This window comes from Aquihabitans sp. McL0605 (assembly GCF_049993875.1).
GTDB lineage: Bacteria > Actinomycetota > Acidimicrobiia > Acidimicrobiales > Iamiaceae > Aquihabitans.
On the sequence record NZ_CP188252.1, the window covers coordinates 578,671 to 591,097 of the forward strand.

Consider the following 12,427-nt stretch of genomic DNA (forward strand, 5'->3'; position numbering starts at 1 on the left):
CCTTGAGCGATCGCGGCAGCCCTGGGATCGACGGCGCGAGGTCAGACCCCAGGATCTGGGTCCGGGCCCGACAACCCGTCGGGGCCCAAGATGTCGGTGAAGTCGGCCTCGGCCATGTGGTCGGCGGCGGTGACGCCCCAGAAGCCGCGCGGCGCGAGGAGCTCGTCGATGAACGCCTCCATCATCGGGTGGAACTGGCCGCGCAGGACCTGGAGGCGGGCATAGCTCTCGTCGAAGCTGCGCATCGGCAGGTCGGTCGTCGCCATCACCGAGTACCCCACCGTCCACCCGCGCACCGAGAGGGCGGGCCGCGTGACGTTGGGCGGGAGGCCCACCCGTTCGCCGAGCCCGGTGATCAGGCGGACGGCTTGGCGGTGGAGCCGCGCCGCCGAGCCGCTCTCGGCCCCGGGCACCGTGGCGGTGAAGGCGGCGGCCGCGTCCGTGACGACGCCGAGGCCGGTGATCCACGAGTGGCCGCGGTGCTTCGACCGGAACCACATGAGCATCGGGAAGGAGGTGTGCGAGTCGTAGATGTCGGCGCACCAGCCGGCCCACTCGTCGAACATGTCATCGAGGCGGCGGGTGTCGACCCGGCCGCCGTCGGGCTGGTCGTCGATGTAGGCGCGGACCAGGCTGACGGGCGTGACCCGCTGGTCGGTGAAGTCGTCGAGCAGGAGGAGCTGGCGCTCCCGGGCGGAGTAGGCGGCGTTGAGCGACGGCAGGAAGCCGATCACGAGGCCCAGCGTGCCGAGGCCGCTCAACCCCTCCATCACCGTGAGCACCCGCAGCAGCCCCGTCGACGGGAGGATGTCGCCGAAGCCGATCGAGAAGTAGACGACCCCCGAGTAGTACCAGGCGTCGCCGGGCGACTCGATGGCGCCGTGGAACCCGCTGCGGAGCCCCCACCAGATGAGCCCCCAGCCGAAGATCTCGAGCGCGGTCCACGCCACGAGCAGCAGCAGGAACGAAGCCGGGCCGAAGCGCGCCAGCCAGCGCTCGCGACGGTCGTCGTCCTTCAGGCGCACGCAGAACCGGCGGTAGTTCCGCCAGAGCACTCGGTAGAAGAGCTTGGTGAACGAGAACCGCCCGCTGCGCAGGTTGGTGGCGAGGAGCGTCTCGAACGTGTCGAGCAGGATCCACAGCACCAGGGCGGTGCCGACGATCACCGAGAGGGCGTTCACGGCGGGCAGTCTCGCAGCCGGGGCGAACTAGGTTGCGCCTCGTGGTGGCAGGTGATGTGCAGGAGCTGGTCGACGGCGTGCGTGCGGGTGACCGTCGGGCCCTCGCCCGGGCCATCACGCTGGTCGAATCGACCCGGCCTGATCACCGTCGCGACGCCACCGCCGCGCTCGACGCGCTGCTGCCCGCCACCGGCACCTCGGTGCGCATCGGCATCAGCGGGCCGCCGGGCGTGGGCAAGTCGACGTTCATCGAGGCGTTCGGCACCCACCTGACGGCCGCCGGCCACCGCCTCGCCGTGCTGGCCGTCGACCCGTCGAGCGCCCGCAGCGGCGGCTCCATCCTCGGCGACAAGACGCGCATGGAGCGCCTGGCCCGCGATCCGCAGGCGTTCATCCGCCCCTCCCCCGCCGGCACCGAGCTGGGCGGCGTGGCCCGCCGCACCCGAGAGGCGCTCCTGCTGTGCGAGGCCGCCGGGTTCGACGTCGTGATCGTGGAGACGGTGGGGGTGGGGCAGTCGGAGCTGGCCGTCGCCGACCTGGTCGATGTGTTCGTGCTCCTCGCCTCGCCCACCGGCGGCGACGACCTCCAGGGCATCAAGCGCGGGATCATGGAGCTGGCCGACCTGGTCGTGGTCACCAAGGCCGACGGCGACCTGGCCTCATCGGCCAACCACGCGGCCGCCGACCTGCGCCGGGCCATCCACCTGCTGCGCCCCAAGTACGACGGCATCGGCACCGACACCGTCCTGGTCAGCGCCACCGAGGGCACCGGCATCGAGGCGGTCTGGACCGCCATCACCGCCGTCCACGCCCACCTCGCCGCAACGGGCCAGCTCGCCACCCTGCGAGCCGGCCAGGCCAAGGCGTGGCTGTGGGACGAGATCCGCTCCGGCCTGCTCGAGCAGTTCCGGGCCCGGCCCGCCACCCAAGCGGCCCTGCCCGCCCTCGAGGCCGCCGTGGTGGCCGGCGACGTGAGCCCCACCGTGGCGGCGCAGCAGCTGCTCGGCGGTGGTGGCACCATCGCTCCATGAGCGCGTTCCGCGGCTGGCCGCCATCGGCCATCGACTTCTACCGGCAGCTCGAGGCCGAGAACACCCGCCCGTGGTGGCTGGCCCACAAGGCCACCTTCGACGCCGACGTGCGCGCCCCGTTCGACGCGCTGAGCGACCTGGTGGCCCACGAGTTCGGGCCCCTCAAGGTCTTCCGGCCCAACCGAGACACCCGGTTCAGCAAGGACAAGTCGCCCTACAAGACCGCCTGCTACGCGGTGGGCGAAGGACCCGACGGCGAGGGCTACTACGTGGGGATCTCCGCACGCGGCCTGGCGGTCGGGGCCGGGTTCTGGATGATGGCGCCCGACCAGCTCGAGCGGTACCGGCGAGCGGTCGACGACGACGGGACCGGTGACGAGCTGGCGGCGATCGTGGCCGACCTCGAACGGCAGAAGCTGGCCATGGAGGGCGAGGCGCTCAAGACCGCACCGCGCGGCTACCCGCGGGACCACCCGCGCATCGAGCTGCTCCGGCGCAAGAGCGTGGCCGGCGTGCGCTCCTGGGAGCCGGCCGCCTGGTTCGCCACCAAGGCCGCCGCCACCAAGATCACCGGCGTGTGGCGCACCGCCGCCCCGCTGAACGCCTGGCTGGCCGCCCACGTGGGCCCGTCCACCGCGCCACCCGACAGCCGCTGGTGACTCCAGCCTCCTAGCGCCGCCTCAGGTCGGCGTGCCCGTCGACTCGGATCAGAGGGGGTTGGCGGTGGTGCCGGAGTCTGCCTCGGGCTCGGGCTCGGGCTCGCCGGCGATGGGGCCTTGGGCCCGGCGGACGAACGGGGCGCAGACGGCGGCACCGGCCACGTCGACGATGACGAAGATGATGCGGGCGCCGACCGCCGTGGTGATGGCGATCGGCTTGGGGACGCCCGCCGCCGCGTAGAGGACGGTCTCGCGGATGCCGGCGCCGGAGGGGACCGGGACGGCGAGGAACCCGACGGTCCACGAGAGGATCGTGGCGAACACCATGTGCGGGTAGCTCACGTCGGCGGTGATCGAGCGGGTGACGGCGTAGGTGGCCGTGCCGATGAAGATCCACGTGGGGATGTAGCGGGCGACGAGGATCAGCGAATCGCGCCACTGCGGCACCTCGACCTTGATGTCGCGCTTGGTGGCCTTCGACGCCTTCGCCATCAGCCAGTCGAGGACGTCGTGGTGGAGCAGCACGACGCCGACGGGCAGCGCGAGCAGCACGAGCATCCACGGGCTGAACCCGCCCTTCTTCCCGGCGACGGCGAAGGGCAGGAACGCGGCCGCGGTGAACATGGCGGCCAGGTAGAGCATGCCGAGCGACAGGGCCACGCTGGTGAAGGCCCGCGACCGCGGGATGCCGCCGCGCCGGGCGAGCTCGCCGCGGCCGAGCACCGGCCAGACCCCGCCCGGCACGTACTTGCCGAGCTCGCCCACGTAGTACCAGGCGATGGTGCGCCAGAACCGGGGCTCGGCGCCGAGCGTGCGCATGACGTGGCGCCAGCCCCACCCGATACTGCTCATGCCCAGCACGGCGCACACCCCGGCGAACGCCAGCCAGGCGTAGTTGGCGTCGTGGACGTACGGCTCGACCTCGGGCCAGTCCTTGATGAGGCGCCGCACCACGAAGAACACGGCCGCGCCGCCGAGCACCAGGCCGAACACCGTGATCAGGCGGGCCGCCCGTCCCCCGCCGCCACCGGACGGGGCTGCGCCACCGTCGCCTCCGTCGCCGTGCTCGAGCGCGCTGCCGACGACGGCGTCGAGCACGTCCTCGGCCGAGACGTGCTCGTGCTCGTGCTCCGGCGCGCCGCCGGTGCCAGTGGGGGTGCCTTCGGAAGTCACGTTGCGTCCTCAGTCTCGATGCGGCGCAGGTCGAGGATCAGCTCGACCGCGAACCAGGTACCAGCCGCGAGGGCCACCACGAAGATGGCAGCCACGGCCACGCCGGGCCAACCGCTCCACGCGGCCAGGGCGTCGAGCTGGCCACGAGGACCGAGCCCCGGACCGCCCCACCAGGTGCGCAGGCACAGGAGCAGCGAGTACAGCTGCAGCAGGCCACCCACGACGGCGATGGCCAGCGCAGTGCCCCGGTGGGCCACCCGGCGCACGCCCAGGGCGATGAGCACGGCCAGGCCGGCCGTGCCGGCCAGCAGGTAGCGGCCCTGGATGAACGGGTACTTGCCGGTGAGCGAGTAGAGGTTCCAGGCCCGGGCCAGCACGAACAGGAACAGCCCGGCCACCGGCAGCAGGAGGAAGGCCCGGTTGAGGCGGCCGTTGCCCGCCTGGTCGCGCCCGGGCCACAGCGCCACGGCCACCGCGGCGACGACGAGCGCGGTCATCAGCAGGGCCAGCTCACCCGGTATCCGCACGGTGTGCCAGCCGAACGAGCCCCACACGCGCACGTTCATCAGCTTGAGGAACCGGAAGAGGTAGTCGGGGAGGTCGGGGTGGAAGCCCGGTGGGGTGGCCTTCGAGTTGTAGGAGCGCGACTCCACGGTGGGTGCGAACTGGCCGGTCTGCACCCGGACCCGCACGTACCACCAGCCCGCGAGCAGGAGGGCGACGCCGGTGCTGATCGCCAGCGGGACGACCGCCGAACGGGCCGCCGGCCGCTCGGCGTCCTTGCGCTGGTTCCACCAGCCGAGGGCGTACGCCAGCACCACCAGCGGGGCGAACACGGCCCCGAGCGACTTGCTCAGCAGCGCGGCGGCCAGCACCGCACCGACGCCGATCGCGGTCGACCGCTTCCGGTCCCCGCGGACCACCCCTGCGAGCAGGGCGATGAGGGCGGCGCCGAACACCGCCACCAGGTTGTCGTTGTTGAGCGCCCCGCCGATGTGGGTGAGCATCGGCAGCCCGAGCATCACGCACGCGGCACCCAGCGAGGTGACGTCGTCGAGGCCGAAGCGCTTGGCGGCCCACCACGCCAGCAGCGGGATCGGCGCCACCATCAGCACATCGATCAGCCGCAGCAGGGCGAGCTCCCGGTCGAGCGACCAGTTGCCACCGGTGACGGCCCGCTCGGCCCGCAGGACGGCCGCCATCGTGGAGTAGTAGAGCGGCGGGTGCTGCCCCATCTGGTTGATCGACTGGAGCGGTTCATCGCCGCCCTCGTCGTCCCACGCCAGGCGGTGGCTCTTGTCGGGGGCCTCGGCGATCGGGTGGCGCCGGACCGGGCCCACCGGGTACTTGAACTCGATGATCCGCGGGCACGCGGTGGTAGAGGCCGAGAACTCGCGGCACAACCAGATGAGCCCGTGCTGGACGTGCACCTCGTCGTAGCTCGGGTACGGGTGGCCGTCGGCGAGGTACAGCACCATGCCGAGGTGCATCTGCTCGTCGGGGGCCTCGGTGATCGGCGCCACCACCGACCACACGGCGGTGAGCCCCATGAACGCGGCGGTGGCCGCCAGCACGGCGCGCGGGATCCGGATCCTCCGCTTGCGCTTCGACTGCGACCGGCCGTCGGCCGGGGGCACGACCGACATCAACTACCGCCCCAGAGCGGCCGGTACTCCTGGTTGACCTCGATGGGGAACCACCGCTGCAGCGGGTTGGTGCGCCAGATCTCGAGGAGCGCCGCCGACGGGTCGCCGTACTCCCACCGCAGCACGGTGAGCGCGATGACGAGGCTGAGCGCCGCGCCCCACACCAGGTGCTTGGCCTGCAGCCCCATGGCCACCGCCAGCGGGATCACCATCGGCGCCATCTGGAGGAAGTAGCGGTTGCCGAACGACTGGCCGCCGCCGTAGTAGTTGTGCGGGAACAGCAGCACGTAGAAGCCCACGTAGGCAGCGATGCCCCCGAGGATGGCGGCCCCCATGACCGGCGTCGACCGGCGGCGGTGGATGACCACGGCGATGGCCAGGACCAAGATCACCACCGCGATCGGCGTGTAGAGGGCGAGGCCCGTGTGGCGCCCCACCACGTAGTAGCCCGCCGACTTCGCGGTGCTCCCCAGCTCGCTACCCAAGCTCCGGCGCAGGTACGACAGCGAGAAGGTCTCGCTGGTGTCGACCGGGTAGATGACGTTGGCCCCGCCGAACGGCGCGCCCTTGTCGATGTAGTAGCGGGCGCCGCCGTAGGGGTTCCACGACGTGAAGTCGGAGTAGAAGAGGTACGGGAAGATGGCGAGGGCGAAGGTGACCGCACCGGCGCCGACGGCGATGAGCCGCTTCCACCACCCCGGCAGGGCGAACAGGGCGACCACGATGGCCGGGACCACCACCACCCCCATCGGGGCCTTCTCGGACACGAGGATGGCGCTGATGGCGACGCCGGCGGCGACCCACGGCGTGGAGTGGGAGCGAGCGCCGCGCAGCAGGCAGTAGCCCAGCGCCGCCACCACGGCGGCGAGGAACAGCTCGGTGTAGGCGTGGTACGCGTAGAAGAACAGGTTGGACCCGAAGAGGAACACCCCGACCACGATGGGCACCACGGCCCCCCGGTAGCGGAGCCACATGGTGGCGGTGGAGCAGGCGGCGATGATCGCCAGCAGCAGGAGGTTGGCCACGGCGAGGCCGTGGGCCGGGCCGAGCCCGCGGAGGAACGGCGCCAGGAACGCGCTGTACCCGTACGGTTTGGCGAACGCCCACCCGCCGTCGTCGCGCTGGATGTGGGCGCCGCGGGGCTCGGCCTCCCAGTGCAGGGCGCGGAAGTGGTCGAGGTCGGTCTTGTCGTAGCTGAGGTTGTGGCCCTGGTACGCCAGGCTCACGGCCTGGAGGACGAAGCTGGCCGTGTCGCCCCGGATCCCGGTGTCGCGGAAGTCGTGGTCGAAGACGCTGCGGCCCACCACCAGCGACACCAGCGCGAACAGGACCCACGCCACGGTGGTGGCGCGGCGCGAGGTGCCCCAGCCCAGGTGCGGCTCGGGCGCGGCGCCACCGGGGGCGGCCACGGGATCGTCGTCCAGCTCGGGGGTCACGTCGGGCTCGGCCACGTCGGTCACGAGCCGGCCTCCGGCGGGTCGATGCCGAGCAGGTCCTTGGTCTTCTGGCGCAGCTGCTCGTCGGTCAGGCCGAGGCGCTCCTTGTAGGGCCGCAGGTCGAGGAAGACGAACCGGCCGTCCGACGAGGTGAGGGGGTCGACCCCCACCGCCTTGACGATCTGGTCGACCTGGCCGGGCTTGTCGGTGTAGCCCTTCGTGTCGATCCAGATGCCCTGGTAGCCGAGGCCGAGCAGGGCGGGCAGCGCCCCGACGGTCCCCACCTTGTCTCGCAGGCGCAGCTGCCAGTCGGCGTCGGCGCGGCCCTTGAAGGCGCCGTAGCTCCACTGCAGCGTGCCGTCGTCGGCGAGGTAGCCCCGCAGCTCGTCGTAGTCCTCCATCTCGCCCACCGGCTGCGCCTCGGGGAACGGCACGACGGGCAGCTGGAAGATGGAGGCGCCGTCGGGCATCTTGGCCTCGATCTCGGCCACGAACTGGCGGTCGCTCGCGTTCTGCGCCTCGATCTTGGCGTAGGAGAGGTGGGCCGGCGGCGCCGAGTCCCACAGCCCGAACGCCAGCACGCCCACCGCGATGGCGCCCAGCACCAGCTTCGGCCGCGACGAGCGGGCCCGGACGCGGCGGGTGAGCGACTCCGACCAGCGCAGCACCACCACCGCCGCGAAGAACGCGATGAACAGCAGGATCCGGTTCCAGACGCGCACCTGCGCGAAGCCCACCATCGACATGAGCACGGCGAATCCGCTGACGGTGCCGAACAGCACGCTGAGCAGGGTGAACAGCGTGGCGTCCTCGTCGAGCGCTCCTCGGTCCCAGGGCGGGCGGGTGTCGGGGTCGTCGCGCTTGGACCGGCGCTTGAACGCCCCGAACACGGCCCCGAGGAACCCTGCGGTGCCCAAGATGCCGATGGCCTGGCCGCCCTCGCTGGTGAAGAAGGTGCGCTCCTGGGCCTTCTCGCCGATCTTGGCCAGCGCTGCGCTGCGGTGGTGCGGGTCGGGGGTGACGAGCTTGACGAGCTTGAGGCCCCACAGCTCGCTCTCGGTGACGAGCCGGTGGCCGGCGACGTCGTTCTTGCCGTGCACCCGGTAGTAGTCGAGCGTCGGCACGCTGAGCACCAGGAACGTGGCGGCGATCACGGCGATGAGCACGCCGGCCACGGCCAGCCGCATCGGCTCGCGCCAGACGATGGCGCTGATGATGGCTCCCGACGCCAGCAGGGTGAGCGTGAACGCGGTGACCATGGTCTCGGTGCCGGCGATAAGCACGGCCATGGCGCAGGCCATCGCGATCCGCGACCAGCGCAGGTTGCCGCGCAGGGAGCCCTTCCCCTGGAGGACCGGGTCGACCAGGAACCGCTCGCGCCACGAGGTCACCCAGACCAGCAGCAGCGCCGCCACCGGCACGGTGGCGTAGGTGCTGCGCCACAGGTGCATCTCGCCGTGGGCGAAGTGGTACGGCAGGAACGTGTAGATCAGCGCGGCGATCCCCGCCGGGATGGCACCGAAGCGCAGGTAGCGCAGCACGACGAACGTGACGGCGGCCAGGACGCCGAAGCCGGCCATGAAGTAGAGGTTGATGGCCAGGCCGTAGTCGCCGGTGATCTTGACCAGCACCTTCATGACCAGGAGCTGGAACGTCTCGCCGCCGTGGGGGAAGTCGGCGAAGTGCTGGCCGAACGGCGCGCCCAGCCGGGGCTGCTCGAGGTACCAGCCCCGCTCGCCCATCGTCTTGACCATCGCCGAGATCAACGTGGCATCGGAGCGGGTGTCGTACGGGAGGCGCTTGGGCATGTCCCAGACGCGCAGGAGCCAGGCGGCCCACAGCCATGCCGCCGCGGCCACCGCGACGGTCTCCACGGCGGCGCGCCGAGGAGCCGCGGCGGTCGGCTGGTCGTCCGGGCGCGGGCTGGGTGAAGGCGCGAGCGGGGCAGCCATGGCCTCACGACACTACCGGGTGACCTGCCTGGCTCCGGGGCGCCCGAGGCCTGCCCAGGGCGGGTCTCCGGCCGCGGCAACCGGGGCGGCAGGCGGGTTCGGGCGCCGAACCAGCACCTCGGTAGCATGCGGCGATGCGTGATCTCGGCGGGCTCCTCCGGACGTGAGCGACGCGAGTGCCGAGTCCTCCCGCTTCTCGCTGTCGGCCCGGTGGCGCGGCGCCGATCTGGCCGAGAAGGCCTGGTGGTTGGGCGTGGCCGCCGTCGCCCTGCTGGTCGTCGGGGCCGGCTGGTACCAGGCGTGGGCGGTCTCGCCCTACCGCCTGACCGACGAGCAGGCCCACATCGGCTACGTCCTCGACCTCCAGCGCGGCGAGCTGCCCACCATCGACGGGCGCATCCCCGTCGAGGACGGCGGCGCGGAGCTGCAGGAGCACTACGACCTCACCAAGTCCCGGTACGGCGATGTGTGGGTGGCCAACAACCCACCGCTCGCCTACCTGGCGTTCGTCCCGCCCGCCGCCCTCACCCGCGCGCTCGGCTGGCCCGGCGGCCCCCTGATGGGCGTGCGCCTCGCCAACGTGGCGTTCTTCGGCTTGGCGGTCGCCATGGCGGCGCGCCTCGGCCGGCGCCTGGGCGGCGGCGACCGGCGCATCGGCCTGGTCGCGGCCGGGATGCTTGCGGCGGTCCCCCACGTCGGGGTGATCGCGGGTGCCGCGTTCGTCGACGGGTTGGCCCTGGTGTGCCTGGTCGGCCTGTTCGACGCGCTCGTGGCGATCTCCGAGCGCGGCCCCACCCGCCGTCAGATCGTGATCCTCTCGGCCTGGTGCGCGCTGGCCGCCGGCGTGCGGCCGATGACGGCGGTGGTGGCCGTCGTGGCGGGCGGGCTGGCGATGGCCATCACGGTCCTGCGCTGGTGGCGGGCCCGGCGGGCCGGCGCTCCCCGCCGCAAGGTGGGCGTGATCTGGGCCGGCCTGGTGCTGACCCTGCCGACGCTCATCATCGACGGCTGGTTCTACGCCCGCAGCCAGCACCTCTACGGCGACCCCACCGGGTCGGACCGGCTCTTCGACAAGTTCGGCCTCGTCGCCCGGGCGGGACCGATCACCGCCCTGACCACGCCGTCGATCTGGGCCAAGTCGGCCCGCACGCTGCTGAACCGCAAGGTCCAGAACGACGTGCCCGGCCCGCCCCTCACCTGGTGGACCGTCACCACGTGGGTCCTCGCCATCTTGGTGGTGGCCGGCATCGGCCTCATCGTGTGGGACCAGGTGCGCAGCCGACGCGACCACACCCGGCCCCGCTCCCCCGCGCTCGGCTGGGCCTGCGTGGCGGCGGGCGCCGCGGCTTCGGTCGTCCTGGCCGCCCAGCACTGGTCCGGCGGCGGCACCATCCACCCGCGCTACCTCTTCCCCGCGCTGGTGGTGCTGCTGGCGCTGGTCGCCATCCCGCTCGTGCGCATCGGCACCGTCTGGGCCGGGTTGGGCGCCGTCTTCGTCCTGGTGGCGCTCGCCGCCCACGAGACCCCTGCCCAGAACCGCTTCTACACGGCCACCAAGCTGGCCAAGCACCTGTCGTCGCCGCTCACGCAGTCCATCGGGCCGCCGTGGCTGCGCTACGCCGGTGCCGCCATGGTGGCCGTCGCCCTGGTGGCGCTCACGGTGTCGCTGTTCCTGCTGCGCTCGGACCAGCCGCCATCCAGCGCCACAGCGCCCACGCCAACCACAGCCCCGTAGCCACGGCGAGCACGGCCATCACGGCGACGAGCTCGCCGGGCCAGGCGCTCCACGCCACCATCGCCTTCACCTGCCCGCGCGGGCCCAGCCCCGGCCCGCCCCACCACCCCTGGAGGCAGCGGCGCAGCGCCTCGGCCTGCAGCACCAGGGCCGCGCCCGCCACCACGACGGTGGCCCACCGGCCGGCGAGCCGATGGGCGCCGATGGCCACGAGCACGGTGATGGCCGTGATGCCGCCGAACAGGTAGCGGCCCTGGATGAACTGGAACTTGCTGGTCTCCACGTACAGCGACCAGGCGCGCAGGACCACGAAGGCGCCGAGCGCAGCCATCGGCAGCAGTAGGAACGCCCGTTGGATCCGGGTCGACCCGGCGGCCCCTTCGCGGGGCCACAGCGCCACGCCGACGGTGACCGCCACCACCGCGAAGCACACCGTGGCGACCGGTGTGGAGAACCGGATCGAGTACCAGCCGAACGCGCCCCAGAACCGGTTGTCGAGGTTGCGCAGGAAGGTGCCGGTGAACTCGAGGCGATCGGCCTGGAAGCCGGGCGGCCGCAGCGCCGAGCTGAGCGACGTGCTCTCGGTGGTGGGCGCGAACCGACCGGTCCGGGCCCGGACGCCGACGTACCACCAGGCGGAGAGCACCGCGGTGACGCCGCCGGCCACCAGCAGGGGCCGGACCATCCGCTTGAGCGCGGTGCCCGCGCTGGTCGCCGCGTCCCGTCGGCTCAGGGCCCCGATCAGGTAGGCGATCAGCACCAGCGGCGGCAGCACCACCGCGAACGCCTTCGTGAGCAGGGCGAGCCCGGTGGCCACGCCCACCAGCACGCCGGTGCGCGTCGACCGGTCGCCGCGCACCACGCCGGCGAGCAGGGCCACCACCACGGCGCACAGGAGGGTGAGCAGGTTGTCGTTGTTGACGGTGCTGCCCAGGTGCGTGAGCATCGGGACGCCGAACACCGCGAGCGACGCGGTCACCGCGAGCCGCTCGTCGAGGCCGAACCGCCGCGCCGCCCACCAGGCCAGGAGGGGCAGCGGGGTGATCAGCAGCACGTTGACGAGGCGCAGCAGCGCCAGCTCCCGGTCGGTCGACCACGGCCCGCCGCCGACCCACCGCTCGGCCCGCAGCACGGTCGCCATGGCCTGGTAGTAGAGGGGCGGGTGCTGGGGCATCTGGTTGATGGCGCCCTTGTTGGCGGCGCCACCGTCGTCGTCCCAGGCCGGCCGGGTGGCCTTGTCGGGGGCATCGGCCGCAGGGTGGCGGCGCATCGACGTCTGCGTGACCTTCTCGCCCTTGTTGGGGCAGGCCCGGGTCGACGAGGCGTAGGTCTTGCACAGGCGGACGATCGCCACCTGGTTGTAGAGGCCGTCGTAGTCGGGGTATGGGTGCCCGTCGGCCAGGTGGAGGACGAGGGCCAGGTGGGCGGGCTCGTCGGGAGCCTCGCCCAGGGGCGCCATCACCGACCACACCGAGCCCAGGGCGCCGAACGCCAACGTGGCCACGAGGACCACGACGGGGATGCGTCCGCCCCAGGGCCGGTTCACCTCGGGGTCGGGCACGATCGGCAAGCGTAACGGGGCCGGCCGAGCGCCCTCGGAGCCGGGATCGGGCG

The 12,427-nt window shown here is 72.5% G+C and carries 9 protein-coding genes; 3 read left to right on the forward strand and 6 right to left on the reverse strand.

The genetic code is table 11. The features are described from left to right. Positions 1-41: 41 nt before the first annotated feature. A complete protein-coding gene (locus tag ACPPVX_RS02650) occupies positions 42-1,181 on the reverse strand; it encodes an ion channel (protein ID WP_426573336.1) in 1,140 nt (379 codons plus the stop codon). Positions 1,182-1,222: 41 nt separating this feature from the next. Here ACPPVX_RS02650 and meaB point away from each other — a divergent pair, with 41 nt between their 5' ends. Continuing rightward, positions 1,223-2,212 (forward strand): methylmalonyl Co-A mutase-associated GTPase MeaB, encoded by a 990-nt coding sequence (meaB, locus tag ACPPVX_RS02655; RefSeq protein WP_426573337.1) that lies wholly within the window; start codon positions 1,223-1,225, stop codon positions 2,210-2,212. Further along, complete coding sequence (locus ACPPVX_RS02660) at positions 2,209-2,871, forward strand: DUF2461 domain-containing protein (protein ID WP_426573338.1); 663 nt, start codon at positions 2,209-2,211, stop codon at positions 2,869-2,871. Before meaB ends, ACPPVX_RS02660 begins: the two co-directional genes overlap by 4 nt. 48 nt (positions 2,872-2,919) lie before the next feature. Here ACPPVX_RS02660 and ACPPVX_RS02665 read toward each other — a convergent pair whose 3' ends face one another. From ACPPVX_RS02665 to ACPPVX_RS02680, 4 genes are read right to left on the reverse strand one after another with little or no spacing between them, the layout of a single operon-like run. Continuing rightward, on the reverse strand, positions 2,920-4,044 hold the full coding sequence (locus ACPPVX_RS02665; protein WP_426573339.1) for a lysylphosphatidylglycerol synthase transmembrane domain-containing protein: 1,125 nt from the start codon (positions 4,042-4,044) through the stop codon (positions 2,920-2,922). Beyond that, positions 4,041-5,690, reverse strand: coding sequence for a DUF2142 domain-containing protein (locus tag ACPPVX_RS02670; protein ID WP_426573340.1), 1,650 nt, complete (start codon positions 5,688-5,690; stop codon positions 4,041-4,043). Before ACPPVX_RS02670 ends, ACPPVX_RS02665 begins: the two co-directional genes overlap by 4 nt. Beyond that, positions 5,690-7,150, reverse strand: a complete 1,461-nt coding sequence (locus ACPPVX_RS02675; RefSeq protein ID WP_426573341.1) for a hypothetical protein — start codon at positions 7,148-7,150, stop codon at positions 5,690-5,692. Before ACPPVX_RS02675 ends, ACPPVX_RS02670 begins: the two co-directional genes overlap by 1 nt. Continuing rightward, positions 7,147-9,078: a hypothetical protein gene (locus tag ACPPVX_RS02680; RefSeq protein ID WP_426573342.1), complete on the reverse strand. Its 1,932-nt coding sequence runs from the start codon at positions 9,076-9,078 to the stop codon at positions 7,147-7,149. Before ACPPVX_RS02680 ends, ACPPVX_RS02675 begins: the two co-directional genes overlap by 4 nt. A 163-nt stretch (positions 9,079-9,241) precedes the next feature. On the opposite strand from ACPPVX_RS02680, the gene ACPPVX_RS02685 reads away from it, so the two are divergent. Then, positions 9,242-10,813, forward strand: a complete 1,572-nt coding sequence (locus tag ACPPVX_RS02685; RefSeq protein ID WP_426573343.1) for a hypothetical protein — start codon at positions 9,242-9,244, stop codon at positions 10,811-10,813. Here the strand turns inward: ACPPVX_RS02685 and ACPPVX_RS02690 are convergent. Then, positions 10,734-12,374, reverse strand: a complete 1,641-nt coding sequence (locus tag ACPPVX_RS02690) for a DUF2142 domain-containing protein (RefSeq protein ID WP_426573344.1) — start codon at positions 12,372-12,374, stop codon at positions 10,734-10,736. The two genes, ACPPVX_RS02685 and ACPPVX_RS02690, sit on opposite strands and share 80 nt — an antisense overlap. Between the last annotated feature and the right edge of the window lie 53 nt (positions 12,375-12,427).